The sequence below is a fragment of the Polaribacter sp. Hel1_85 genome (assembly GCF_000766795.1).
GTDB lineage: Bacteria > Bacteroidota > Bacteroidia > Flavobacteriales > Flavobacteriaceae > Polaribacter.
This window is the reverse complement of sequence record NZ_JPDS01000001.1, coordinates 58,206-83,209: the sequence shown is the minus strand read 5'-3', so window position 1 is coordinate 83,209 and position 25,004 is coordinate 58,206. Positions and strand designations below refer to the sequence as shown.

General features: G+C 29.7%; 25 protein-coding genes. 10 read left to right on the top strand and 15 right to left on the bottom strand.

Features of this window, described 5'->3' with window-relative positions; genetic code table 11:
* Nucleotides 1–153: 153 nt before the first annotated feature.
* From PHEL85_RS00430 to PHEL85_RS00415, 4 genes are all read right to left on the bottom strand, one after another.
* Nucleotides 154–1,845: a sodium:solute symporter family protein gene (locus tag PHEL85_RS00430; protein WP_036819638.1), complete on the bottom strand. Its 1,692-nt coding sequence runs from the start codon at nucleotides 1,843–1,845 to the stop codon at nucleotides 154–156.
* A gap of 29 nt (nucleotides 1,846–1,874) precedes the next feature.
* On the bottom strand, nucleotides 1,875–2,135 hold the full coding sequence (locus PHEL85_RS00425; RefSeq protein ID WP_036819635.1) for a DUF4212 domain-containing protein: 261 nt from the start codon (nucleotides 2,133–2,135) through the stop codon (nucleotides 1,875–1,877).
* Nucleotides 2,136–2,147: 12 nt separating this feature from the next.
* Entirely contained in the window at nucleotides 2,148–3,368 is a 1,221-nt protein-coding gene (locus PHEL85_RS00420) for a hypothetical protein (RefSeq protein ID WP_036819632.1), read from the bottom strand.
* Nucleotides 3,369–3,477: 109 nt separating this feature from the next.
* A complete protein-coding gene (locus PHEL85_RS00415; RefSeq protein ID WP_036819629.1) occupies nucleotides 3,478–3,897 on the bottom strand; it encodes a terminase gpP N-terminus-related DNA-binding protein in 420 nt (139 codons plus the stop codon).
* A 162-nt stretch (nucleotides 3,898–4,059) separates the two neighbouring features.
* On the opposite strand from PHEL85_RS00415, the gene PHEL85_RS00410 reads away from it, so the two are divergent.
* Together PHEL85_RS00410 and PHEL85_RS00405 are read left to right on the top strand one after the other, a co-directional pair.
* Complete coding sequence (locus tag PHEL85_RS00410) at nucleotides 4,060–4,839, top strand: sulfite exporter TauE/SafE family protein (RefSeq protein WP_036819626.1); 780 nt, start codon at nucleotides 4,060–4,062, stop codon at nucleotides 4,837–4,839.
* Between the two features lie 107 nt (nucleotides 4,840–4,946).
* Complete coding sequence (locus tag PHEL85_RS00405; RefSeq protein ID WP_036819623.1) at nucleotides 4,947–5,744, top strand: TerC family protein; 798 nt, start codon at nucleotides 4,947–4,949, stop codon at nucleotides 5,742–5,744.
* A 56-nt stretch (nucleotides 5,745–5,800) separates the two neighbouring features.
* On the opposite strand, the gene PHEL85_RS00400 is transcribed toward PHEL85_RS00405, so the two are convergent.
* From PHEL85_RS00400 to PHEL85_RS00375, 6 genes are all read right to left on the bottom strand, one after another.
* The gene (locus tag PHEL85_RS00400) at nucleotides 5,801–6,172 is read right to left on the bottom strand and encodes a hypothetical protein (protein ID WP_036819621.1); all 372 of its coding nucleotides are present in this window, start codon (nucleotides 6,170–6,172) and stop codon (nucleotides 5,801–5,803) included.
* Complete coding sequence (locus PHEL85_RS00395; protein WP_036819614.1) at nucleotides 6,165–6,644, bottom strand: hypothetical protein; 480 nt, start codon at nucleotides 6,642–6,644, stop codon at nucleotides 6,165–6,167. Before PHEL85_RS00395 ends, PHEL85_RS00400 begins: the two co-directional genes overlap by 8 nt.
* Nucleotides 6,645–6,737: 93 nt before the next feature.
* Nucleotides 6,738–7,925: an enoyl-ACP reductase FabV gene (gene fabV / locus PHEL85_RS00390; RefSeq protein WP_036819611.1), complete on the bottom strand. Its 1,188-nt coding sequence runs from the start codon at nucleotides 7,923–7,925 to the stop codon at nucleotides 6,738–6,740.
* A 10-nt stretch (nucleotides 7,926–7,935) separates the two neighbouring features.
* Entirely contained in the window at nucleotides 7,936–8,883 is a 948-nt protein-coding gene (locus PHEL85_RS00385) for a phosphoribosylaminoimidazolesuccinocarboxamide synthase (RefSeq protein ID WP_036819607.1), read from the bottom strand.
* Nucleotides 8,884–8,926: 43 nt separating this feature from the next.
* Nucleotides 8,927–9,547, bottom strand: coding sequence for a hypothetical protein (locus tag PHEL85_RS00380; RefSeq protein ID WP_036819605.1), 621 nt, complete (start codon nucleotides 9,545–9,547; stop codon nucleotides 8,927–8,929).
* On the bottom strand, nucleotides 9,544–10,497 hold the full coding sequence (locus tag PHEL85_RS00375; RefSeq protein ID WP_036819602.1) for a PhoH family protein: 954 nt from the start codon (nucleotides 10,495–10,497) through the stop codon (nucleotides 9,544–9,546). Before PHEL85_RS00375 ends, PHEL85_RS00380 begins: the two co-directional genes overlap by 4 nt.
* 128 nt (nucleotides 10,498–10,625) lie before the next feature.
* On the opposite strand from PHEL85_RS00375, the gene PHEL85_RS00370 reads away from it, so the two are divergent.
* Genes PHEL85_RS00370 through gldG form a run of 5 tightly spaced genes read left to right on the top strand, consistent with a single transcriptional unit; the run spans nucleotide 10,626 to nucleotide 14,667 of the window.
* A complete protein-coding gene (locus PHEL85_RS00370) occupies nucleotides 10,626–11,486 on the top strand; it encodes an S-adenosyl-l-methionine hydroxide adenosyltransferase family protein (protein ID WP_036819600.1) in 861 nt (286 codons plus the stop codon).
* Nucleotides 11,487–11,492: 6 nt separating this feature from the next.
* Nucleotides 11,493–11,789, top strand: a complete 297-nt coding sequence (locus PHEL85_RS00365) for a putative quinol monooxygenase (RefSeq protein ID WP_081965047.1) — start codon at nucleotides 11,493–11,495, stop codon at nucleotides 11,787–11,789.
* Nucleotides 11,789–12,310 carry a GNAT family N-acetyltransferase gene (locus PHEL85_RS00360; RefSeq protein ID WP_036819595.1) on the top strand — a complete coding sequence of 174 codons (522 nt, stop codon included), beginning with the start codon at nucleotides 11,789–11,791 and terminating at the stop codon, nucleotides 12,308–12,310. The genes PHEL85_RS00365 and PHEL85_RS00360 overlap by 1 nt, the downstream gene beginning before the upstream one ends.
* Nucleotides 12,311–12,314: 4 nt before the next feature.
* Nucleotides 12,315–13,031, top strand: a complete 717-nt coding sequence (gene gldF, locus PHEL85_RS00355) for a gliding motility-associated ABC transporter permease subunit GldF (RefSeq protein WP_036819593.1) — start codon at nucleotides 12,315–12,317, stop codon at nucleotides 13,029–13,031.
* Nucleotides 13,024–14,667: a gliding motility-associated ABC transporter substrate-binding protein GldG gene (gene gldG, locus PHEL85_RS00350; protein ID WP_036819590.1), complete on the top strand. Its 1,644-nt coding sequence runs from the start codon at nucleotides 13,024–13,026 to the stop codon at nucleotides 14,665–14,667. Before gldF ends, gldG begins: the two co-directional genes overlap by 8 nt.
* Before the next feature lie 97 nt (nucleotides 14,668–14,764).
* Here gldG and PHEL85_RS00345 read toward each other — a convergent pair whose 3' ends face one another.
* Nucleotides 14,765–15,526: an NAD(P)H-binding protein gene (locus tag PHEL85_RS00345; RefSeq protein WP_036819587.1), complete on the bottom strand. Its 762-nt coding sequence runs from the start codon at nucleotides 15,524–15,526 to the stop codon at nucleotides 14,765–14,767.
* Nucleotides 15,513–16,175 (bottom strand): MIP/aquaporin family protein, encoded by a 663-nt coding sequence (locus PHEL85_RS00340; protein WP_036819585.1) that lies wholly within the window; start codon nucleotides 16,173–16,175, stop codon nucleotides 15,513–15,515. The genes PHEL85_RS00345 and PHEL85_RS00340 overlap by 14 nt, the downstream gene beginning before the upstream one ends.
* A 106-nt stretch (nucleotides 16,176–16,281) precedes the next feature.
* Between PHEL85_RS00340 and PHEL85_RS00335 the strand changes: the two genes are divergently transcribed.
* Complete coding sequence (locus PHEL85_RS00335) at nucleotides 16,282–17,211, top strand: DUF2911 domain-containing protein (protein WP_081965046.1); 930 nt, start codon at nucleotides 16,282–16,284, stop codon at nucleotides 17,209–17,211.
* A gap of 164 nt (nucleotides 17,212–17,375) precedes the next feature.
* Nucleotides 17,376–18,005, top strand: a complete 630-nt coding sequence (locus PHEL85_RS00330; RefSeq protein WP_036819583.1) for a class I SAM-dependent methyltransferase — start codon at nucleotides 17,376–17,378, stop codon at nucleotides 18,003–18,005.
* On the opposite strand, the gene PHEL85_RS00325 is transcribed toward PHEL85_RS00330, so the two are convergent.
* The 3 genes from PHEL85_RS00325 to PHEL85_RS00315 form a co-directional block, all read right to left on the bottom strand.
* Nucleotides 17,986–18,957 carry a Gfo/Idh/MocA family protein gene (locus tag PHEL85_RS00325; RefSeq protein WP_036819581.1) on the bottom strand — a complete coding sequence of 324 codons (972 nt, stop codon included), beginning with the start codon at nucleotides 18,955–18,957 and terminating at the stop codon, nucleotides 17,986–17,988. The two genes, PHEL85_RS00330 and PHEL85_RS00325, sit on opposite strands and share 20 nt — an antisense overlap.
* A 3-nt stretch (nucleotides 18,958–18,960) precedes the next feature.
* Nucleotides 18,961–20,685 carry a sodium:solute symporter gene (locus tag PHEL85_RS00320; RefSeq protein WP_036819580.1) on the bottom strand — a complete coding sequence of 575 codons (1,725 nt, stop codon included), beginning with the start codon at nucleotides 20,683–20,685 and terminating at the stop codon, nucleotides 18,961–18,963.
* A gap of 300 nt (nucleotides 20,686–20,985) precedes the next feature.
* Nucleotides 20,986–23,511 carry a PIG-L family deacetylase gene (locus tag PHEL85_RS00315; protein ID WP_036819578.1) on the bottom strand — a complete coding sequence of 842 codons (2,526 nt, stop codon included), beginning with the start codon at nucleotides 23,509–23,511 and terminating at the stop codon, nucleotides 20,986–20,988.
* Nucleotides 23,512–23,776: 265 nt separating this feature from the next.
* Here PHEL85_RS00315 and dnaN point away from each other — a divergent pair, with 265 nt between their 5' ends.
* Nucleotides 23,777–24,895, top strand: coding sequence for a DNA polymerase III subunit beta (gene dnaN / locus PHEL85_RS00310; protein ID WP_036819576.1), 1,119 nt, complete (start codon nucleotides 23,777–23,779; stop codon nucleotides 24,893–24,895).
* Nucleotides 24,896–25,004: the final 109 nt, after the last annotated feature.

Genomic DNA, 25,004 nt, shown 5'->3' with positions numbered 1-25,004 from the left:
CTAAATAATAACATTAACACTAAAGATAGTATTACTAATTTTTGTTCATGTCTTTTTTTCATTATAACCCTAAAAATAATAAAAAAAACAGCGCCATTTTATAATGACGCCATTTTTATCTAATAACCAATTAACTTTTTCTTTTATTCTTTTTTAATGATCAGAAGCTTCTCCTGCACCTGAAGGGATTCTAATATTTTCTACTAAATCTTGAACATTTTCTGGTGGCGCAGGTGTTAACCTAGAAATTACCACAGAAATTACAAAGTTTACAAACATTGCAACCGTTCCAAATCCTTCTGGTGAAATTCCAAACCACCATTCACTTGCTGTCGGTTTTTCTCCTAACCATCCTAATTTATATTTAGCCATGTAGAAGAACATCAACCCTAAACCTACAACCATACCTGCAATTGCTCCTTCTTTATTCATTCTTTTATCAAAAATTCCAAGTACAATTGCTGGAAAGAAGGATGCAGCTGCCAAACCAAATGCAAGGGCAACAACTGCTGCAACAAACCCTGGTGGATTTATTCCAAAATAACCTGCAACACAAACAGCTACTGCTGCACTTAAACGCGCTGCTAAAAGCTCGCCTTTTTCGCTAATTTTAGGTATAAATATTTTCTTTAATAAATCATGAGAAACAGAGGATGCAATAACCAATAATAATCCTGCAGCTGTAGATAAAGCTGCGGCTAAACCTCCAGCACCAACAAGTGCAATTACCCAATTAGGTAGTTTTGCAATTTCTGGATTTGCTAATACCATAATATCTCTATCAATTTTTAATTCATTTTTATCAGCATCTGCTAAATATTGAATTACTCCATCTTTATTTTTGTCTTCAAAATTCAAAAGTCCTGTTTTTTCCCAATTACCAAACCATTCTGGCATTTCTTCATATTTCTTTTCGCTAACAGTTTCAATTAAATTTACTCTTGCAAATACTGCCACAGCAGGAACTGTTGTATATAAAATTGCAATAAATAATAATGCCCAACCTGCAGATTTACGTGCATCTCTTACATTAGGCACCGTAAAGAACCTTACAATTACGTGAGGCAAACCAGCAGTTCCTGCCATTAAGGCTAATGTTATTGCAAATACATCTATCATAGATTTACCGCCAGAAGTATATTCTGCAAAACCTAATTCTCTATGCAAACCATCCAATTTATCAAGTAAATAAACACCATCTTCACCTGCTGCCCCAAAACCTAATTGCGGAATAGGGTTTCCTGTCATTTGAATTGAAATAAATATTGCTGGCACCATAAATGCAAATATCAATACACAATATTGTGCTACCTGTGTGTATGTAATCCCTTTCATACCACCTAAAACAGCATAAAATAAAACGATTGCCATACCAATATAAACTCCTGTATTAATATCTACCTCTAGATATCTAGAAAATACAATACCAACACCTCTCATTTGTCCTGCTACATAAGTAAAAGAAACAATTAAGGCAGCAATAACCGCAACTATACGTGCTACATTTGAATAATATCTATCTCCGATAAAATCTGGTACTGTAAATTTTCCAAATTTTCTTAAATACGGAGCTAATAACAAAGCTAAAAGCACATATCCTCCTGTCCATCCCATTAAATATACAGAGCCATCATATCCTCCAAAAGACACAATTCCTGCTAATGAAATAAATGATGCAGCAGACATCCAATCTGCAGCTGTAGCCATACCATTAATAATTGGAGGCACACCTCCACCAGCTACATAAAATTCTTTTGACGATCCTGCTCTAGCCCAAATTGCAATACCAATGTATAATGCAAATGAAATTCCGACTAAAATCCACGTCCATGTTAATATTCCCATAATATTTTAATTGTATTTTGTTAGTTAGTTTATTCGTCTACTCCGTATTTTTTGTCTAGTTTGTTCATTAGCTTCATATAAACAAATATGAGTACTACAAAAACATAGAGAGATCCTTGTTGAGCAAACCAAAAACCTAGTTTAAATCCACCTAATTTTATTGTATTTAGTTGCTCTACTAATAGAATACCAAACACATAGGAAACTAAAAACCAAATAGATAACAGTATTGCCAAATACTTAAGGTTTTGTTTCCAATATTTTTTCATTTGTTCTTTATTGTTCGACATAATTTTTTGTTTTTATAGATAGATCATTGCTTGTAATGTTACTGTACTTGTAGAAGTGCCATAATCTTGATTTTTATACTCTAAAGTAAGTTTAGAATTATGACCACTCATAAAAGCATTTACACCTAAACCTAAAATATTTCTATTATTAGAAGTAGCATCATAACTATTACTTGCATAAGAAATATAAGGTTGATATCTAGTTTTTGTATTGTCACCAGAAAAAACATAACCAACATGAGAATACACCATACTTCCAGTTCCGTAAGCACTGTACATATAGTTTGCACCATAATCGTTAGATTGATATGTAGCATAAGCAGTAATTGCACTTCCATCATCTCCTATTGGAGCATCATAAAAAGCATCAACTGCAAAAATTGAAACATCTTCACCAACCAAGTTTCCGTTTTCCATTAAAGCAGATCCATTTGGATGTAAGAAAAATCCTGCTCCAACATTAAATACTTTTTTTCCTCCAAGATAAGTTCCTACTTTATATGGTAAAAAGTTAGATTCTTGATCTAAAAAATGATAATCAAAGTAACCTGCATAAGCTTTACCTGCATCTTTAGAGCCTAATAAATTTTTACCCGCGTAAGCAATTTCTCCGTCTGCAACAGGAACTCTAGCATCTAATCCGTTTGTAATTGCATCATTGATAGCAATTCTGTATTGAAGTTTACCAAATTTACCTTTCATAAAAATACCAACATGTCTTGCAAATTGATCTGTTAAACCAATAGTTGCCCAAGATTGACGATTATTATCTAACGTCATCATGTTTAAAGTACTTTGGTTGTTTAATCTAGAAATTCCATTAAAGTAATGTAATCCTCCTCCAATAGAATGATTTTCATCTAAATTATATTGAGCCCAAGCAGCATGTAGAAAAAGTTGAGATCCTGTTCCTGTCCCTGTTGGTGAAAGTGTACTTGAATTAAGACTGTTAAGCCCGAAATGAGTTAATAATAAGAATTTTTTATTAATTTGAGAGAACATTAATACTCTTGCTCTTCTTAAATTAAAACTAGTTTTACTAGAAGTTGCAGCTGCATCATTATTGTAGCCTGCTTGTACTTGTGCCCAAGAAATTATACGAAGATACTTTTTACCATCTTCATCAAATTTTACTTTTAGTCCTCCTTTATAATCTGGAGAACCTTGAGCAAACACAGCTTGCATAGAAATAAAAAAAATTCCTAAGAGTAGTGTTTTAGTGGTTTTTGTCATTTGTTTTGTAGTTTAAGATTAGTTAAAAATAGTTTTGTGTGCTCCACTAAATTCCGACTAAATGCTACTACAAAAAAAAATAGTATACTATATTGGTAAATAAATATACTTAATTTTTAAAACGCTCCCATTTTATCATCATAAACTTATCTCCTAGTTCTGTTATAATTAAACCTGCTCCTACCAAATTATTAGAATCTTTAAAATAATTTGACAATTCATCAGCATTCAATATTTTATAAGTTGGATGGTAATTACCATTATATGGCCTCTTAATATTATACTTCTTAACCCAGTTTAAAATACTAACATGAGATACTCCAAGAATACGTTCTATTTCTCTATACGTCAACCCCTCTAAATACAATTGCAATGCCTTATTAACGTAATAATCATCAATTTTTTTCCCAAGCTTATTCACTGTAAAAAAATAAGAGCATTCTTTACACTTATAGCGTTGTCTATTTTTGATAATTCCACTTTTAATATACCTATCAGAACTACAATTCGGACATAAATCTATTTTCATGTATATAAAATTAGCATAAATATATCAATTTAGCAAATAATATTATATAAATACATTTTCATAAAAGAGAAAAACCATGCTGTCATTAGTTCTTCTTTTGTTTTCTATAATATTAGAATCAAATCTTCTTAAAATTATATTTATCAATTACTTTTGCTGTTAATGACCTATCAAATTTTAATAGAATCAATTTTAGCGAACTGGCATATTATTTTGCTTTTTTTTATAGTAGCAATTTTATATTCTTCTGTAGGTTTTGGGGGTGGATCTAGCTATTTAGCAATTCTAGCCTTAACAGGAATTGTATTTACACAAATTAGAGCAACATCACTGCTTTGTAATATTGTTGTAGTTTCTGGAAACGTTTTTTTGTTTTATAAGCAGAAAATATTTAATTGGAAAAAAATACTTCCTCTGATTTTATTTAGTATTCCACTGGCCTATTTAGGAGGTTTTTTAAAAATAAGTCAGCAATTCTTTTTTATTCTTTTAGGTCTAACCTTATTATTTGCAGCAATTACTATGTGGGTTTCTAAGCGTTTTGTATCATCAAAAGAAAAAGACATTCACTCTAACTTTACTAAAAATGCAAGTTATGGAGGGATAATTGGTTTTATTTCTGGAATGGTTGGCATTGGTGGAGGCGTTTTTTTAGCACCACTTTTACATCTCACAAACTGGGATACTCCTAAAAAAATTGCAGCAACTGCAAGTATTTTTATTTTGGTAAATTCTATAGCTGGTTTGGTTGGACAGTATTCAAATCCAAACTTTAGGATTGATTGGAATTTGACATCCATTTTATTAATAACTGTTTTTATTGGTGGACAAATTGGAAGCAGAATGAGTAACAACTATTTTACTCCTATTCAATTAAAAAAGGCAACTGCTATTTTGATTGCCTTTGTAAGTTTACGAATTTTATGGAAGTACATCTTTTAATAAAAATAAAACCTTAATAATTTAAATATTGAAACAAACCAAAATAAAAATTGTGTATTAACTGCAATCAAAATATATTTGAACCAACAACAAATCATTAAAAAATTATGCTAGGAATTATTTTCACACTACTAATGTTAATCTTATTACAAGCCGTTTTAGGATTTGACAACCTTTTATATATTTCTTTAGAATCTAAAAAAGCGCCAGAAACAGATCAAAAGAAAGTAAGAAAAACAGGAATTTTAATAGCAATCGTTTTAAGAATTGTCTTATTATTTTTACTAGTTTCAATTATTGATTATTTTCAAGAACCTTTTTCATTTTTATCTGGAGGAATAAAAGATGTTGTACATTTTTCTTTTAACGGACACAGTATTATTGTATTATTAGGTGGTGGATTTATCATCTATACAGCCATTAAAGAAATTTGGCATATGATTGGTGCCAAAGATTTAGACCATGATATAGAAGGAGACTCTAAAAGAGCTAAGTCTTCTAACGCAGTTATTGCCAGTATTGTTTTAATGAATTTGGTTTTTTCATTTGATTCTATTTTAGCTGCAATTGGTCTTACTAGTGAAATAGAAAACGAGACAACTGCATTTATTGTTATGGCAATTGCAATTGTAATTAGTGGGTTGTTAATGCTCGTTTTGGCTGATAGAATATCAACCTTTTTAGCAAAAAATAGAATGTATGAAGTACTTGGTTTATTTATCCTTTTTATAGTTGGAATTATGCTTGTTACCGAAGGAGGACACTTAGCCCATATAAAACTTTTTGGAAACGAAATTGTACCAATGAGTAAAACAACTTTCTATTTTGTACTGGGTATTTTAGTAATTGTTGATATTGTGCAAGGTAGATATCAAAAGAAATTATTAGCAGAACAAGCCAAATAAATTAAAATATAGTTTCATAAAAATGAAGTCGTTGTATAATTTTACAGCGACTTTTTTTATTGAATTTCAGAAATACTGTCTTTAATTCTTTGTGTAATAATTTGTAGAATTCTTCTATTAATTTCTGATGAATTATCAGTGTAAAAAGTAAATTCATCCATAGAAAACTGACCTATAACAAAACCTAATACAAGATTCTTATAATTGTTGTCTGTCTTAAAAACAGTAGTAATTCTGCTCCTCTTTTTCTTATCAATTAAAATTGAAAAATCAATTTTTCTTTTCTGCAAATAATTTTGAAAGGAAGCTATTAATAAATCGTGTTGCATTTTTATAACAGGACGAATTACTTCATTCTGAAACGTTTCTATTTCTGATGTTCCAGAATTAACTAAATCTGATAAAATTGGCCTTTCTTTTTTATTCATCTAACAATGCATCTAATTCGTATTGATAATCAAATTGTAAATCTTCATGAAGCGTTGCAATTGCTTTTTTTATTAAAACAATTTGTCTATCAAAAGTATTTGTTAGCCTCTGACTTCTGCGAATTGAAGGTTTAAAGTTTTTCAATTTTGCACAGAAATACAACAACAAAGCTACTTCAGTTTCCTTCTTTTTAGAATACCTAATAAACTTTTTTGTTAACGTTAAAATCTTACGAACACTCTTTCTAATATAGAAATAACTCTTGGTGTTTATTTCAGAAAAAAGTACATCCATTTGATCTTTAACACTCTGTATGTATTGCTCTTCGTCATGAGATTCAAACAATAAATACGTCAATAATTCTTTATTTTCTTTCTTAAATTTAGACAAATGCAAACACAACTCTTTTAACTCATTTGCAGATTTATGAGAGAGTTCATCTTTTAATTGTTTTACAGTTACAGCCTTCATCAACGTTAATTTTTTACAAGATAAAAAAGAAAACCTCACAAAATAAAATCTGTGAGGTTTATATTTAAATTCTCTTTAAAAGAGGATATTTATTTACTGAATACTTGGTACGTTTACCACTTCATTTACATCAGCATCATAATTTACACCATCAACTTTAAATCCGAAAAGATTGTAAAAATCATTGCTATATCCTTCTAAATCTCCAATTTCAGATAAGTTTTCTGTAGAAGCTGTCTCCCAAAGTTTCATAACCTCAGCTTGTACATCTTCTCTCATTTCCCAATCGTCAATTCTAATTCTTCCTTTTTCATCTAAAGCTAAATCGCCACCAAATAAACGCTCACTGTATAAACGTTGAATTTGCTCTATACAACCTTCATGAATTCCTTTTGCTTTCATCACTTTATATAATAATGAAATATATAAAGGAATTACAGGAATCGCAGAACTTGCTTGTGTTACTAATGCTTTATTTACAGAAACATAGGCTTTTCCTCCTATAGACTTTAAATCGTCTGCAATTGTAAAAGCAGTTGCTTCTAAATGATCTTTTGCTGCACCAATAGTTCCATTTCTATACACTGGTTTTGTAACTTCTGGTCCAATATAAGAATAGGCAACTGTTGTAGCTCCTTCTGCTAATAAGTTTTCAGCTTTTAAAGCATCCATCCACATTTTCCAATCTTCACCACCCATTACAGTTATTGTATTTTCTACATCTTCTCCTTCTGCTGGTTTTATTGAAATTTCTGATACGTTACCTGTATGAAAATCTACAGTTTTGTTAGAAAATTCACCACCAATTGGTTTTAAAACCGATTTAAACCTTTTTCCTGTTGTTGGGTGTGTTCTTACTGGTGATGCTAAACTGTAAATTACCAAATCTATCTGACCTAAATCTTCTTTGATTAAATTTATAACTTGCTCTTTTATTTCATTAGAAAACGCATCTCCGTTGATACTTTTTGCATATAAACCTGCAGCATTTGCATGTTTTTCAAAAGCTGCTGTATTGTAAAAACCTGGAGAACCTGGTCTTCCTTCTGTTCCTGGTTTGTCAAAGAAAACACCAATTGTAGCAGCATCTGAACCAAAAGCACTAGAAATTCTAGATGCCAATCCAAATCCTGTTGATGATCCAATTACTAATACTTTTTTTGCGCCATCAATTTTTCCTTTTGATTTTACATATTCTATTTGATTTACCACATTTTGCTCACAACCAGTTGGATGTGAAGTTAAACAGATAAATCCTCTTGTTCTTGGTTCTATAATCATTGTAATTAGTTTAGTTTGCTAAAAAAGAATTTACATTCTTTTCTATTCTATTTAAAACATTTTCTGTGGAAGCTTTTATAAAAGTTTCTCCAGTAATTTGTTCGTATAATTCTATATATCTGTTAGAAATTTCTATGATTTTTTCATCGTTCATTTCTGGAACTTGTTGTCCTTCTTTCCCTTGAAAACTATTTTCAATTAACCACTGACGCACAAATTCTTTAGATAATTGTTTTTGATTTTTTCCTTTATCTTGTCTTTCTTGATATCCTTCTGCATAAAAATAACGAGAAGAATCTGGTGTATGAATTTCATCAATCAATACAATTTTACCTTCTTTAGTTTTACCAAATTCATATTTAGTATCAACTAAAATTAAGCCTCTTTTTGCAGCGATTTCTGTTCCTCTTTGAAAAAGTTTTCTTGTATAATCTTCTAAAACTAAATAATCTTCTTCAGAAACAATTCCTTGAGAAAGAATTTCTTCTCTAGAAATATCTTCATCATGATCTCCATTTTCTGCTTTTGTAGACGGTGTAATTATTGGTGTAGGAAATTTATCATTCTCTTTTAATCCTTCTGCCATTTCTACTCCACACAAAAGTCTTTTCCCTAATTTATATTCTCTTGCTGCATGACCAGACATATAACCTCGAATTACCATTTCTACTTTAAATGGATCACACAAATGACCTACAGCAACATTTTCATCTGGATTTGCAATTAACCAATTAGGAACAATATCTGCTGTATCATTCATCATTTTTGTTGCAATCTGATTTAAAATCTGACCTTTAAAAGGTATTTGACGCGGTAAAACAACGTCGAAAGCAGATAATCTATCTGTTGCAATCATTACCAAAAGATCGTCGTTTATATTATAAACTTCTCTTACTTTACCTATATATACAGACTTCTGGTTAGGAAACTGAAAGTTAGTATCGTTAATTGTATTCATTTTATGTTGTGTTGTTGTGCGCGCAAAAATAAACTTTCCTACTTTATTTCTTTTTGTTTTTTAGAACTTTTATTTGCTTTAAATTATCAGCAATAGGAGTTGCAGTAATTACTTGTTCTCCCGGAATAAAATAAAAGAAATAAGCAGAATTTTGCCCTACTTTTCTAACATCTAATTTTGTATTGTCTTTAAATACTAATGTGTAATTTGGAATTATTTCTTTCTTAGCATATTTACTCTTTGTACCAAGTGCCATGCCTGTTCTCATAGAAACAAATAGTAGAAAAAAGATAAACATCAACCCAGTAAGTTTATTTTCTTTCTTAGCTAAGTGTTCATATTTTTTATCCCACTTTTCAATATTATAAATTTTTTGGTACCATTTTTTTACTCTTAAATAGGCATATAATTTAAACATCCAATTATTAAAATACATATACATTAACCAGAACATTATTGTTAAAATTAAAGAAATATGCCAATTATTAGTCAATAAACTGATAGGAGAAATTAAAGCATCTAAAATTGTAGTATAATTTAGATAGGATACTCCAAAAATTCCATAGAAAATCGCATCACTTACAATACCTAAAACAATAAGGTATAAATACCCAATATAAAAATAATCTTGTAGCCCTAATTTGTCTTTTTCAATTTTTATCATTCTGTTTCTATACTTTTATAAGCTGTAATAATTCTCTTTACTAATCTGTGTCTTACCACATCTTTATCATCTAAATATACTTGAGCAATTCCTTCAATATCCTTTAAAGCTAATAAAGATTCTTTTAATCCAGAAACTTGCTTTCTAGGTAAATCAATTTGACCTGGATCTCCTGTAATAATGAACTTTGCACTTTTACCCATTCTCGTTAAAAACATCTTCATTTGATTATGAGTTGTATTCTGTGCTTCGTCTAAAATTACAAATGCATTGTCTAAAGTTCTACCTCTCATAAACGCTAAAGGTGCAATTTGAATCACTCCTTTTTCTAAATGAGATTCTAATCTTTCAAATGGAATCATATCACGTAAAGCATCATACAAAGGTTGCATATAAGGATCTAATTTTTCTTTTAAATCTCCAGGAAGAAACCCTAAATTTTCACCAGATTCTACAGCAGGTCTTGTTAAAATTATTCTTCTCACTTCTTTTTCTTTCAACGCTTTTACAGCTAAAGCAACAGCTGTATATGTTTTTCCTGTTCCTGCAGGACCAACAGCAAACAACATATCATTTTTTGCCATTAAAGTAACCATTTTACGTTGATTTTGAGTTTGAGCTTTTATCAACCTTCCACTAACTCCATGCACCAAAACTTCTTTCGCATTTTTAGCTGCACTTGTTTTTTCTTCATTTCCTGTAGAAGTTAAAATACGCTCAATACTATTTTCATCTAACTTATTGTATTTGTTATAATACTTAATCAAACGTTCTAAACGAGTTTCAAACTCATCTAAAATTTCTGGTTCTCCATAAATTTTAAGTTTAGATCCTCTAGCAACAATTTTAATTTTTGGAAAGTATCTTTTTATTTGCTCAATAGTACTATTATGTGCTCCAAAAAAATCTTTTGGGCTAATTTCTGTAAGCTCTATAATGCGTTCGTTCAAATGTTTAATTTTTATTAATTAATTACAATTTTATTTCAACTAAAAATAGCGAATAAATTTTCTAAAATGATTAGATTTGCGTAAAATAGTTAACAACTTTTACACATTTAATTAACAGGAATAAATTAATGTCTCTAATTACTTTAACAACCGATTTTGGAACAAAAGACCACTTTGTTGGCGCTGTTAAAGGAGCTATTTACTCTGAACTTTCTGATGCCAAAATAGTAGATATTACACATGAAATATCACCGTTTAACATTACAGAAACTGCTTATATCTTAAAGAATTCTTACAAGAGTTTTCCTGATAAAACCATACATATTGTTGGTGTAGACTCAGAATTAAGTGAAGATAACAAACACATTGCCATAGAATTAGACAACCATTATTTTGTTTGTCCAGATAATGGAATTATTTCAATGATTGCATCAGAAATTAAACCTTCAAGGATTTTTGAAATTAATATTCATGATAGAATAGAAAGCAGTTTCCCTGTTTTAGATGTTTTTGTACAAGTGGCTTGTTTTATTGCTAGAGGTGGAAACTTAAATGTTATTGGTAAAGAAATTCAGACATATAAAAAGATGATTGAAATTCAGCCAAAAGTAAATCAGGCTCAAAACCAAATTATTGGAGGTATTGTTTATATTGATAATTATGGAAACGTAATTAGTAATATCAGCAAAAAAATGTTTCAAGAAATTGGCAAAGGACGTCGTTTTAAAGCAAATGCAAGACGTTATTCTTTTACACAAATATTTACAAAATATAATGAAGTCGCAGGTAATAGTGCTCATGATAGCATGCAATATGATGGAAGCAAATTAGCGCTATTTAATTCTGCTGGTTATTTAGAAATTGCTATTTATAGAAGTAATTTAGATACAGTTGGTGGCGCTTCTACGCTATTAGGTTTAGGTTATAGAGATGCTATTACGATTGATTTCATCAATGATTCTCAACCAGATTTTACTCCTTTAACTTAAAAAACTATGTTTGTTCGAATTGTAAAAATGAGTTTTCACGAAAAACACATTACAGCTTTTTTATCAATGTTTGAAGAGAAAAAAACATTTATTCGAGCTTCTATAGGGTGTGAATTACTAGAATTATATCAAGACAAAACAAACCCAGAAATCTTTTTTACTTATTCTTATTGGAAAGAAGAAGAAGATTTAGAAAACTATAGAAATTCTAAACTTTTTAAAGATGTTTGGGCAAAAACTAAAATATTTTTTAATGACAAACCACTAGCTTGGAGCGTTGATAAAAAAGTAAGTTTGTTATAATGAATTTTAATTTCACACTTTTTCCTGTTTTAAAAACTGAACGATTAATTTTACGTCAAGCAAATTTTGATGATGTAGAAGTTATTTTTGAACTTCGTTCTAGTGAAGAAATAAATAAATTTGTACATACAAAAAGAGTTAAAAATCATGAAGAAGCTAAAGATTTTGTTATGCTTTGTAATGAACTTTACAAAGAGAAAAAACGTATTTTTTGGTTGATAGAATTTAAGAATGAAGTTATTGGAAGTATTGTTTTACACAAAATTTCTCTAGAAAATAATTATAGTGAAATTGGCTACAAATTGAAGCCAAATTATCATCAAAAAGGTTTTATGAGTGAAGCAATTCAAGAAATTATAAATTTTGGATTCACTAATTTGCAATTAAAAACTATTGAAGCTTTTACTCACAAAAATAATATAGCCTCAATTGCGTTGTTAGAGAAACACAATTTTGTTTTTCAACCAGAAAGAAAAGATGAGGGCTTTGATAATAATCGTATTTTTAAACTAGAAAATTAATTAAATGTTTGCCATTTTAAAAAAAGAATTCAACTCATTTTTTGCGAGCCCAATAGCCTATTTGGTTATTGCTGTTTTCTTGTTAATTAATGGTTTATTTTTATGGGTTTTTAAAGACGATTTTAATATTTTAAATGCAGGTTTTGCAGATTTAAATCCGTTTTTCTTTTTAGCGCCTTGGGTATTTTTATTTTTGATTCCTGCAATAACAATGAAAAGTTTTGCTGATGAATTTAATAACGGAACTATAGAGCTTTTAAAGACAAAACCAATTTCTGACTGGCAAATAGTTTTAGGAAAATTTTGGGCTTCTCTCCTATTAGTTGTTGTTGCTTTAATTCCGACTTTAACCTATGTTTATACAGTTTACAGTTTAGGAAACCCAACAGGAAATATTGATTTTGGAAGCACAATTGGTTCTTATATTGGTTTACTTTTTTTAGCTTCTACTTATACAGCAATTAGCTTATTTACCTCAACATTATCTAAAAATCAAATTGTTGCTTTTATTTTAGGCGTTTTCATTACTTTCTTTTTATACTATGGTTTTGATGCAATTGCTACTTCTGTGGGAAATGATTTAACCATCAAAAAAATGGGAATTAACGAACATTTTAAAAGTATTTCTAGAGGAGTTATAGATACCAGAGATATTGTTTACTTTTTAAGTGTTACTGTATTCTTTTTATTCATCACTAAAATGCGTTTAGACAATGAATAAAAACATCAAAAATATTGCAATTTTAATTATTGGGTTGATCGTTCTAAATAGCATCAATCAATCATTTTATAGTCGTTTAGATTTAACTGCAGACAAACGTTACACACTTTCTGAAACTACAAAAAATATTGTTTCTAAGGTGGATAAATTTCTTTTTGTGTCTGTGTATTTAGAAGGTGATTTTCCTTCAGAATTTAAAAGATTACAAGCAGAAACACGTCAGTATTTAGAAGAATTGGCTGCAGAAAATTCAAACATAAAAATCAATTTTGAAGCTCCAGATAATCAACGAGAAGATTTGATTAAAAGAGGTATGTTACCTAGTCAATTAACCGTTGAAGAAGAAGGAAAACTCTCTGAAGCTATTATTTTTCCTTGGGCAGAAATTTCTTACGGAAAAAAATCTACCATTGTTTCTTTATTGCCGAATGCAATTGTAGTATCGCAAGACGAACAGCTACAAAAAGCCATTGAAAATTTAGAATACAGTTTTTCTAATGCAATAAATTCTATCACACAAAAAACACAAAAAAGAGTAGCTGTACTAACAGGAAATGGAGAATTACAAGATATTTATCAATATAGTTTTTTAAGTGAAGTTGCTAAAAAATACAGATTGGCAAAATTTACGTTAGATTCTGTAGCTGTAAATCCGCAACAAACTTTACAAGATTTAACTTCTTTAGATTTGGCAATTATTGCAAAACCATCACAAAAATTTTCAGCAAAAGAAAAATTTACTTTAGATCAGTTTATTGCAAACGGAGGTAAAACATTGTGGATGTTAGACAATGTACAAGCAGATCAAGATAGCTTGTTTAACAGTGGAAAAATGTTAGCATATCCAAGAGATTTGAATTTAACCGATTTGTTATTTTCTTACGGAATTAGAATAAATACGACTTTAATTAAAGATTTATACGCAGCACAAATTCCTTTAGCAACTGGTAAAGTTGGGAATCAAACGCAGTTTCAAAATTTAGATTGGTTCTTTCATCCTTTGGTTGGTGGAAATCCAAATCATGCAATTACAAAAAATGTTTCTCCTGTAAGATTGCAGTTTGCAAATCAGATTGACACATTAAAAAACAACATCAAAAAAACACCTCTTTTAATGAGTTCGTTATTAACTCAAAAAGTAGGAACTCCAAGTTTTATAGAATTACAATCTATTGCTGATGAAGTTGTTGAAGAAAAATACAAAAGTGGAAACCAATTATTTGCAGTTTTATTAGAAGGCGATTTTAATTCTGCTTATAAAAACAGAGTAAAACCTTTTGAAACTCCACTTTTTAAAGAAAACTCAACCAATAATAAAATGGTGGTAATTTCTGATGGTGATATTGGAAAAAATCAAATTTTAAAAGGACAACCTTTTGATTTAAACAGAGATAAATGGACAAATCAACAATTTGGAAATAAAGATTTTCTTTTAAATTCTGTTGATTATTTATTGGATGATGAAGGCTTGATTCAACTAAGAAACAAAACACTACAAATTAGAACTTTAGACAAACAAAAAGCATTTAAAGAACGTACTTTTTGGCAATTTTTGAATATTGTTTTACCGATTCTTATTTTGTTTACTTTTGGGTTTGTTTTTAATTATTTGAGAAAGAGAAAGTATTCTAAATAATTACAATTCTCATTCCGAACGAAGAATGAGGAGGAATCTCTTATAATAAATTTCTCAATCACTTTAAAAAAGCTCATTTCGAAATGACATATAGCCTTTAAATGGCTAACAAATCATCATGAATAAAAGTATAATCTAAAACTTCTTGTACTTTTTTAGAACTGATAATTTTCCATTGATAAACCTCGTTATTTTCGAATTCTGGCACTTCAAAACCATTACTAACTTTTGCTAAAGTGTAAAACTCTCTTCTTGTTGGATGATGATTAGAACACGCATTAAACGTTTCATTCCAACAATTTTGATCGATAATTGTATGAATAATTTCGATACAATCTTCTTTATGAATCATGTTTACAAAACCTTTTGGCTGAGGAATTTTTCTTCCGTTTTTAAACCAATTACATGGTTGTCTTACATCACCAAATAAACCTGCAAAACGAATTATGGTCGTTTCAAAAAAGTTGTTCTGTCTAAATAAATCTTCAATTTCTGTTAATGGCGTTTTTAAAACCTCATCTTCTTCTGTCATTACTTTATTAATTCTTCCATAGACAGAAGTAGAACTAATAAAAATTACTTTTTGAACAGGAGAATTTTCAATCTGAGAAATCAAATTTTCAAAACCATCAACATCTTTAGAGGTAATTGCAATGATTAAAATATCGGAATTTAAGAAAGTATCAAACTCTTCAAATTCAGATATATCAACAATATAAGGTTCAATTCCATTATCTTCTAAAAGTTCTAATTTCTCTTCAGAAGTTGTAGAACCTTTTACTTTAAAACCTTCATTTAATAACGAAATTGCTAAAGGTTTCCCTAACCATCCACAACCTAAAATACTAACATCCTTCATTACAACAATTATTGTCTTTAACTAATTTACAAGAAACTACTGCTAACAAAGCTCCTAAAATTGGCGCAATCATATACAACCATAAACCTTCAATATTTCCAGAAACTAAATTTGGCGCTAAAGAACGTGCAGGATTCATGGAAGCATTTGTAATTGGGCCTGCAAACATGGCCTCTAACAAAACAACTGCACCAATTGCAATACCTGCAATAACACCAATTTCTTTACTTCCTGTTGATACATTTATAATTACAACCATCAAGAAAAATGTTAATAATATTTCTAATACAAAAGCACGCCAAACATCTACAGTTGGTATGGTTGAACCCAAAAATTCACTTGTAGGAAACAAAAACCACAAAATTAAACTCGCAGTAAATGCACCTAAAACTTGCGCAATTATATATTTTGGTACTTCTTTCCAAGAAAACTTTTTTGCATACGCAAATGCAATCGTTACAGCAGGATTAAAATGTGCTCCAGAAGTTTCTCCAAAAGCATAAATCATTGCCATTACTATTAATCCCCAAGTTATTGCAATACCAACATGCGTAACGTCTCCTCCAGTAACTTCGTTTACTGTCATAGCTCCTGTTCCGCAGAAAATCATAGAAAAAGTTCCTATAAATTCAGATATATATTTCTTCATTGTTTTAAAAAATAAGCACAAAGATACAAACCCTTATTTTAAGGTTTTGTTAACATTTCTCATTTTTTGAAATCGTAAATTTATAACACTAAAAAAACTAAACATCATGAGAAAAATTTCATTTAAACTTTTAAGTACTTTAACCGTATTTTCTTTCTTAATTCTTGCAAGTTGCCAAAATAAAGAAACTAAAGAAGTTGTTGAAAAGGAAGTAGAAAAAATAGTTAAAACACCTGCTGCAAAAATTTCTGCACCTCAACCAAGTCCTGCTTCTACATTAATACAGAAAGTAGGATTGACGGATGTTACTGTAGAATATTCTAGACCAGGTATGAAAGGACGTGCCATTTTTGGTGATCTAGTGCCTTATGGAAAAACTTGGAGAACTGGTGCAAATGCTAACACAAAAATAACTTTTAGCACAGATGTAATTATTGCTGATAAAAATGTAGCAAAAGGAACTTATGCTCTTTATACAGTGCCTAATAAAGATTCTTGGGATATTATGCTGTACTCAGATTCTAGCAATTGGGGAAATCCTAAAGAATGGGATGAAACAAAAGTAGTTGCCAAAACTTCTGTAAAAGTACAGATAATGCCAGTAAAAATTGAAACGTTTACCATTACTTTTGATGATTTAACGAACAACTCTGGAGTTCTTGGATTACTTTGGGAAGACGTTTATGTAGGATTGTCATTTGATGTGCCTACAGATAAAAATGTTATGGCTTCTATAGAAGAAGTAATGAAAGGTGAGCCAAATGCTGCTGCTTATTATGATGCTGCTGTTTATTTTAAAACTGCAGATAAAGATGTAAACCAAGCAGTAACTTGGATAGACAAAGCCATAGAAATGACCAAAGAAGATCCTAAATTTTGGTATTTAAGACAACAATCTTTAATTCATGCAAAAGCTGGTAAAACAGCAACTGCAATTGCTGCTGCAAAAGCGTCTTTAGCTTTAGCTGAAAAAGCAGGAAATACTGGGTATGTAAAAATGAACAAAGCATCTTTAAAAGAATGGGGAGCAAAATAATTTGTTTTCTTTTTTAAAATATTTAAAAATCTCAAGTTTTCACTTGAGATTTTTTTGTCCTAAAAAGCTTTTGTTTCAAATTGATTTTATAAATACAAAAAACTAACTTTGTTAAAATTATCAACTAAATTTAATTGTAAAATAAACTTTAAAAAAGTAACTAAATGAAAGAAATGTGGAATAGCAGATATGCTGAAGAAGAGTATGCATATGGAACAGCACCTAATCAATTCTTTCAGGAAACGCTAGACAAATACAATCTAGAAGGTAACATTTTGTTACCTGCAGAAGGAGAAGGTAGAAATGCTGTTTATGCTGCAAAAAAGGGATTTAATGCTTTTGCTTTTGATATTAGTGTTGAAGGAAAAAAGAAAGCCTTAAAACTTGCTAAAAAAGAAGAAGTCATAATAAATTATGAGGTTGGTGATTTATTTGACTTGCAACTAACAAATGAAAAAATTGATGTTGCTGCATTGATTTTTGCGCATTTTCCACCAAATATTATAACCAAATACCACAATAAAATTGCTGAATTAATTAAACCAAATGGATACTTAATTCTTGAAGGTTTTAGTAAAAATCATTTAGAACTTCAAAAAGAAAACCCAAATGCTGGTGGGCCAAAAAACATTGATTTTTTATTCTCTGTCGACGCTATAAAAAAGGAATTTCCAAATTTCGACATAATTTTATTAGAAGAAAAAGAGGTAGAATTAAATGAAGGGAAATTCCATACTGCAAAAAGTAAAGTAATTCGATTTATTGGTAAAAAAACTAATACTCCAAACCAATAATTTCTCTTACAGAATCTAATGTTTTAATCAAATTTTTAGAGAACTCAAAAGTCATTATATTGCTTTCTTTTTTATTTTCTCTTAAGAGATTATTGAAATGTTCAGTTTCAAAATTGTAACCGATTGTTTTATAATTAAAATCAATAGTTTCCTCCTTGCCTTTTTCTATAATAGTTACAGTTGTAGGCATATGAAACATGGTGTTTATTTTTATAATTCCTTTTTCACAAGTAAAAATTGCTTCTGTTGCCATATCTTCTACTATAGTGCTTTTTAGAACTGCTTTTATGTCTTTATAATTGAAAGTCATATTACATTCAGAGTCAGCTCCGTTATCAAAAAAAGTTGCATTTGCATCAATAGAATTTGGTTTTCCTAAAGTAGATAAAGCTGCAAATATTGGATAAATACCAATATCTAATAAACTACCTCCACCAACTTCTTTTTTAAATAATCTGCTATTATTATCAAATTCTCTAGAGAAGCCAAAATCTGCTTCTAGTTTTAAAACCTCACCAAATTTTTCTGATTTTACTAAATCTAAAACATAGATATAATGAGGTAAAAAATAGGTCCATAACGCTTCCATTAACAATACATTATTCTCTTTTGCAACAGCAATCATCTCTTCTACCTCTTCCAAATTCATAGCAAAAGGTTTTTCACATAAAACTGCTTTTTTATGTTGTAAACAAAGTATAGAATGCTCTTTATGAAAACTGTGTGGAGTTGCAATATACACTGCATCAACCTCAACATCTTTTGCTAATGCTTCATAAGAATTATACGCTTTTTTTGAATTGTATTTTTTGGCAAATTCATGTGCTTTTTCTTGATTTCTAGATGCAACTGCAACTAATTCTGCATTTTTAATAGTTGCTAAATCTGTCGCGAATTTATTTGCGATACTTCCTAAACCAATAATTCCCCAACGTATTTTTCTATTTTTCATAATTTACTCAATTCCTATTGTTTCTAAATTATCGCTATTATGTTCTTTTGTAGGAAGAAATGTTTGAAGTATAATCGCAATTCCCATTACTAGAACACATCCTAATAAATTTAACCATAAATACGGTAACCAATCTAATAGAAAAACCGTAATAATTAAAGCTTGTGTAATTAAAGCTGCTATAAAAACGGCATTTCCTTTTACAAACTTTATAAAAAATGCCAACAAGAAAATCCCTAAAACATTTCCATAGAAAATAGAACCAATTATGTTTACTAACTGAATTAAATTATCAAACAAATTGGCAACACAAGCCACAGAAATCGCAATGATTCCCCAAGCCAACGTAAACCATTTAGATGCTTTTACATAATGCGTTTCACTCTTCTCTTCTTTTACATTTCGCTTGTATAAATCTATGGCAGTTGTACTTGCCAACGCATTTAATTCTGATGCAGTTGATGACATTGCTGCAGATAAAATTACCGCCAACAAAAGCCCAATTAATCCTCTTGGTAAATTGTTTAAAATAAAATGGATAAACACATAATCTTTATCATTCGATTCTATTTTTTTAATTGATTTTTCATCAACCTTTTTTATAATTTCTTTAGCTGATTCTTTTAAAGCTAAATCTCTTTTATTTAAAGATTGAATTTGCTCTTTTTCATCAATTTGAAAACCATCAACAAAAAGCGCTCTTTTATCATTTTCAATTTTAATATGTTCCTTTTCTAAAGCTTGATACTCTGTAACAAATTCAGATTTTAAAACTTCTTCATTTGCTGTAGGATTAAAATTTAAAGGCGATGCATTAAATTGATAAAAAACAAAAACCATAACACCAATTAACAGAATAAAAAACTGCATTGGCACTTTTAATAATCCATTAAAAATTAAACCTAACTGACTTTCTCTAACCGATTTTCCAGACAAATAACGCTGTACTTGACTCTGATCTGTTCCAAAATAAGAAAGCATTAAAAAAGTTCCACCAAGAATACCTGTCCAAACTGTATATCTGTTACTTAAATCAAAAGAAAAATCTAGCACTTCCATTTTATTACTTGCGCCTGCAATTTCTAAAGCATTTGTAAACGTAATATTCTCTGGTAATTGACTCATAATCATAAAAAATGCAATTAACATACCTATAAAAATGATAATCATTTGCTGTTTCTGAGTAACATTTACAGCTTTTGTTCCTCCAGAAACGGTGTAAATAATCACTAAAAAACCAATGATAATATTTAATGTTAATAAATCCCAATCTAATACTGCAGATAGAATTATTGCAGGAGCAAAAATGGTAATTCCTGCTGCTAAACCTCTTTGAACTAAAAATAAAATTGCCGCTAAACTTCTGGTCTTTAAATCGAATCTACCTTCTAAAAATTCATAAGCAGTATAAACCTTTAACTTATGATAAATAGGAATAAAAACCACACAAATAATTACCATTGCAATTGGCAAACCAAAGTAAAATTGCACAAAACCCATTCCGCTATGAAACGCTTGTCCAGGTGTAGATAAAAATGTAATTGCACTTGCCTGAGTTGCCATCACAGACAAACCAATGGTCCACCATTTAGAATCGCTACCACCTTTTATATAATCTGTTACGTTGGCATTTTTACGAGTTACATAAGTTCCGTAAGCAACAATAAAAACAAGCGTTACAGAAAGAATAATCCAATCAATATAATGTAATTTACTTGCAATTTCCATAGACTAAATTGTAAAATAATTAGTGATAAAATAAAACGCAATAATGTAAATTACATTGGCAATTAAAACCAACGAGTACTCTTTTTTCCAATTGTATTTTTGTTCTTTCATCTTATTATTTTTTTGAAGCTATTTCCTGCTTTCGCTACTCGCTTTTTTTAGTTTGTTCTCGATACAAATTTGCTCATTCTTCACAAATTCACTCGAACTGACACTAAAAAAGAGCTCAAACAAACCGCTCAATCAGGGCTAAACTTGTTTGCTAACTTTATTTTCTTTTCGAGAATAATAGAAAATTAATTATTTTTTAATTTCTTGTTTTATTTCAACATTACTTTTACCAACAGACAACATATTTGCAAACAATTTGTATGCTCCAGAAACTCCTGCAGGTAATTCTCTAAAGAAACTTAAACCTGTATAAATGTAATTTCCTTTACCATATTTAGCAATTAGTAAACTTCCATTTTTAGCAGTTTCACCTTTATCATTCATAGACAAAATTGGTGTGTATTCTTTACTCCAAGAATTAGGAAAATACAAACCGCGTTCTTGTACCCAACCTTTAAAATCGTTATTTGTAATTTGATTAGGAAAATTTAAAAGCGAATTATTTTTATCTAAAATTCGCACTTCTGCAAACTCATCTGTAACTCTATCTCTAGATAACTTTAATGAAAAAGGAGCTGCAACATCAACATTTCTATTGGTATTATATTGTACAATCATGTTTCCTCCTTTTTCAACATATTCTAACAAGAATTTTTGTTTGAATTTCAATTCTTTAACCACATTATAAGCTCTAATTCCTAATACAATTGCATCGTATTTTTTAAGATTTTCAGAATTAATTTCTTCAGGATTAATTTCTACAACAGTATATCCTATCTGGCGTAAACTTTCAGGAACAACATCTCCTGCTCCTTTTATATAACCAATATAATTTCCTGCTTTTTTAATATTTAATCGTACAATTTTAGCTTCAGAATTTGATAAAACAGATTGTTTCGGAATGTGATTGTAATTAATTTCAATCAATTCTTTTTTGTATGTTTTTCCTTCAGAAGTTGCTACAACTGCTAACTTTCCTTCAGATTGATTTTTTGGTGGAGTTACCAAAAAGGCAATAGTTTGTTTATCATCTTTTTGATCGATATTAAAACTAATTTCTTTAGGAGAAACATCCCAACTTGTTGGAATATTTAATTTTACATTTCCTTTTACATTATTTGCTCCTGCTCTAACTTCTACCAAAACTTCTTGTGGTGTATTATCAGAAAAAATAATCACTTTATCTTTTAACTTTGTAGTCACTTTTGGTAAAACTTCAAAAGGCTCATAAATTTCACCTTTATCTCTTTGAGAATATCTGTAAATTACATTTTTAGTAAAAGAAATATCATGTTCCCAAATATTTAAATTAAAAGTAATCTGCAAAGGTCTTTGGGTTTCTGGGTTACCAATTAATTGTTGATTATCTACCGTATACATTCCCAAACTAGCTTCTTTTTCTAACCAATAAGGTGCAGAAAAATTGGTGTTTGTAATAGGATATTTCCCTTTTAAAGTAATTTTTTTATTATTCTCTAATGGCTTTTCTACTTCTTCAATTGTTCTATGTTTTCCTTGAGAAAAACTGTAAGAATACAAGTATGATGTAATATTGCTTCTATTTAAAACTTCTAAATTAATGTCTATTTCAGAATTCGGAATTCCGCTAGAACTTGTTGCAGAAACCTCTAAATACAAACCTGCACAAGCTTCTATAATTTCTTTTATTTGCTTTAACTTTAAATCTCGCCAATGAGCATCAGACAAAAGATTAATTTTATCATAAGCTTCTAACAGTTTTGGCAAATGTTTAGACGGATTTACAAAATCGAAATTATTTTCAACTTCATATAAAATATCACCAATTTCTCCACCATTTTTTAAACGATTCCAAGTTGTATTAATTCCAGAAAAAATATCATTTTTATCTTTTAAAGGACTACCTTTTAACAATTCTACATATTCAAATTGTTCTCCTCTTGTTGTTAATCTCCCAAAACCTTGACATAAATGTTGGCTGCTTGCAATAGATGCCAACTCGTTATTAGACAAACCCTTTAACGGATAATACACGCCAATATCAAACTTAGTAAAACCTTTAGTAGCCTTTTTAAATTCTGCTTCTCTACCTCTATAAAACCAAGAAGAAGTATTTTGAAACAAACGTTTTGGTTGCCAAGTATCTGTATATTTTAATTGTTCTTTAAATTGATTTTTGTCTTTAGCCAAATCAAAAGCTGCTACACTTAACATAGCAGAACTTGTATGATGTCCGTGAGTTGTTCCTGGAGTTCTATGATCGAATCTATTGATAATTACATCTGGTTTAAAAGTTCTAATTGCCCAAACAACATCACTCAACACTTTTTCTTTGTCCCAAATTTTTAAAGTTTCATCTGGATGTTTAGAGTATCCAAAATCATTTGCTCTAGAAAACAATTGTTCTCCACCATCAACATTTCTTGCTGCTAATAATTCTTGAGTTCTAATAACACCTAACAATTCTCTAATTTCTGGACCAATTAAATTCTGACCTCCATCTCCTCTAGTTAACGATAAATAACCAGTTCTTGCTTTTACATTATTTGCTAAAAATGCAATTAAACGCGTGTTTTCATCATCTGGATGCGCAGCAACATATAAAGCTGTTCCTAAAAAATTCAGTTTCTGAATTTTCTCATAAATTTGATTCGAAGTTAGTTTTTTAGGTTTTTGAGCAAACAAACTCAATGATATCAATAGAAAGGAACAAATAAATAACAATAATTTCTTCATAAAACTTGGTTAGTTTCTGTCAGGTCGAGCGCAGTCGAGACCTAAATACAACCTCTCGACTGCGCTCGAGGAGACAACTATTTTCTTAGAAAAAAGATATCAATGAAAACAAAAATAGCTTTTTTATGTGCGAAACACCTTCAATTAACATAATTATAACGTTTAAAATATTCATCAACAAAATGCTCATAACCTGTTAATAAATTAATTTTTAAAATCACTTAATAAGGTTATATTTGTAAGAATAATCAAGAAAAGAAAATCAATGAAATTTATTGTATCAAGTTCGCAATTATTAAAACAATTACAAGTTTTAGGCGGCGTTATAAATAGCAACAACACTTTACCAATTTTAGATAACTTCTTATTTGAATTGTCTGAAAATGAATTAAAAGTTTCTGCATCAGATTTAGAAACAACTATGAGTTCTGTAGTTGAAGTAGAAAGCGAAAGTTCTGGTTCTATTGCTGTTTCTGCACGTTTATTATTAGATACTTTAAAAACGTTTCCAAACCAACCTTTAACGTTTAAAACAGAAGGTGATAATACGATTGAAATTAGTTCTGATCAAGGTAAATATGACATGGCTTATTTTGGTGGCGATGAGTTTCCAAAAGCGGTTTCATTAGCATCACCAAGTACAACTGTGGTACCCGCAAATATTTTAGGAACTGCAATTTCTAAAACAATTTTTGCAGCAGGAAATGACGATTTAAGACCTGTAATGAGTGGAGTATTCTTTCAATTTAGTTCGCAAAGTTTAACTTTTGTTGCTACTGATGCTCATAAATTGGTAAAATATTCTAGAACAGATGTAACTGCAGATCAAACTGCAGAATTCATTATGCCAAAGAAACCTTTAAATTTATTAAAAGGAATTTTAAGTGGTTCTGATAGTGATGTAACTATTGAATATAATGATGCAAATGCAAAATTTACGTTTGATAACGTAGTTTTAGTTTGTCGTTTAATTGATGGAAAATATCCAAATTACGAAGCGGTAATTCCTAAGGAAAATCCAAATAAATTAACGGTAGATAGAGCTTCTTTCTTAAACTCTGTAAGACGTGTTTCTATTTTCTCTAGTAAAACAACACATCAGATTCGTTTAAAAATGGCAGGAACAGAATTAAACATTTCTGCTGAAGATTTAGATTTTTCTAATAAAGCAGATGAACGTTTAAGTTGCGATTATCAAGGTGATGATATGCAAATTGGTTTTAACTCTCGTTTTTTAAGCGAAATGTTAAACAACTTAAGTTCTAGCGAAGTATTAATTGAAATGTCTTTACCAAACAGAGCAGGAATTTTAACACCTATTGATGGTACAGATGAAGGTGAGCAAGTTACAATGCTTGTAATGCCTGTTATGTTGAATAATTAAAGAGTCTGTCATTCCGACTAAAATGGAGGAATCTCTTAATAAAGATTTCTCGACAAGCTCGAAATGACAAATAACATAAAACAAAACCACAATCAAATTGATTGTGGTT

Coding starts and splice junctions, on each gene's coding strand:
- PHEL85_RS00405 (WP_036819623.1), top strand. CDS start 4,947: ATGCTAGGAATTATTTTCACACTACTAATGTTAATCTTATTACAAGCC.
- PHEL85_RS00365 (WP_081965047.1), top strand. CDS start 11,493: ATGTTTGTTCGAATTGTAAAAATGAGTTTTCACGAAAAACACATTACA.
- gldF (WP_036819593.1), top strand. CDS start 12,315: ATGTTTGCCATTTTAAAAAAAGAATTCAACTCATTTTTTGCGAGCCCA.
- PHEL85_RS00360 (WP_036819595.1), top strand. CDS start 11,789: ATGAATTTTAATTTCACACTTTTTCCTGTTTTAAAAACTGAACGATTA.
- PHEL85_RS00420 (WP_036819632.1), bottom strand. CDS start 3,368: ATGACAAAAACCACTAAAACACTACTCTTAGGAATTTTTTTTATTTCT.
- PHEL85_RS00315 (WP_036819578.1), bottom strand. CDS start 23,511: ATGAAGAAATTATTGTTATTTATTTGTTCCTTTCTATTGATATCATTG.
- PHEL85_RS00430 (WP_036819638.1), bottom strand. CDS start 1,845: ATGGGAATATTAACATGGACGTGGATTTTAGTCGGAATTTCATTTGCA.
- PHEL85_RS00325 (WP_036819581.1), bottom strand. CDS start 18,957: ATGAAAAATAGAAAAATACGTTGGGGAATTATTGGTTTAGGAAGTATC.
- PHEL85_RS00370 (WP_036819600.1), top strand. CDS start 10,626: ATGTCTCTAATTACTTTAACAACCGATTTTGGAACAAAAGACCACTTT.
- PHEL85_RS00340 (WP_036819585.1), bottom strand. CDS start 16,175: ATGAAGAAATATATATCTGAATTTATAGGAACTTTTTCTATGATTTTC.
- PHEL85_RS00410 (WP_036819626.1), top strand. CDS start 4,060: ATGACCTATCAAATTTTAATAGAATCAATTTTAGCGAACTGGCATATT.
- PHEL85_RS00335 (WP_081965046.1), top strand. CDS start 16,282: ATGAGAAAAATTTCATTTAAACTTTTAAGTACTTTAACCGTATTTTCT.
- PHEL85_RS00345 (WP_036819587.1), bottom strand. CDS start 15,526: ATGAAGGATGTTAGTATTTTAGGTTGTGGATGGTTAGGGAAACCTTTA.
- PHEL85_RS00395 (WP_036819614.1), bottom strand. CDS start 6,644: ATGAAGGCTGTAACTGTAAAACAATTAAAAGATGAACTCTCTCATAAA.
- PHEL85_RS00415 (WP_036819629.1), bottom strand. CDS start 3,897: ATGAAAATAGATTTATGTCCGAATTGTAGTTCTGATAGGTATATTAAA.
- PHEL85_RS00425 (WP_036819635.1), bottom strand. CDS start 2,135: ATGTCGAACAATAAAGAACAAATGAAAAAATATTGGAAACAAAACCTT.
- PHEL85_RS00400 (WP_036819621.1), bottom strand. CDS start 6,172: ATGAATAAAAAAGAAAGGCCAATTTTATCAGATTTAGTTAATTCTGGA.
- PHEL85_RS00320 (WP_036819580.1), bottom strand. CDS start 20,685: ATGGAAATTGCAAGTAAATTACATTATATTGATTGGATTATTCTTTCT.
- dnaN (WP_036819576.1), top strand. CDS start 23,777: ATGAAATTTATTGTATCAAGTTCGCAATTATTAAAACAATTACAAGTT.
- PHEL85_RS00330 (WP_036819583.1), top strand. CDS start 17,376: ATGAAAGAAATGTGGAATAGCAGATATGCTGAAGAAGAGTATGCATAT.
- fabV (WP_036819611.1), bottom strand. CDS start 7,925: ATGATTATAGAACCAAGAACAAGAGGATTTATCTGTTTAACTTCACAT.
- PHEL85_RS00380 (WP_036819605.1), bottom strand. CDS start 9,547: ATGATAAAAATTGAAAAAGACAAATTAGGGCTACAAGATTATTTTTAT.
- PHEL85_RS00385 (WP_036819607.1), bottom strand. CDS start 8,883: ATGAATACAATTAACGATACTAACTTTCAGTTTCCTAACCAGAAGTCT.
- gldG (WP_036819590.1), top strand. CDS start 13,024: ATGAATAAAAACATCAAAAATATTGCAATTTTAATTATTGGGTTGATC.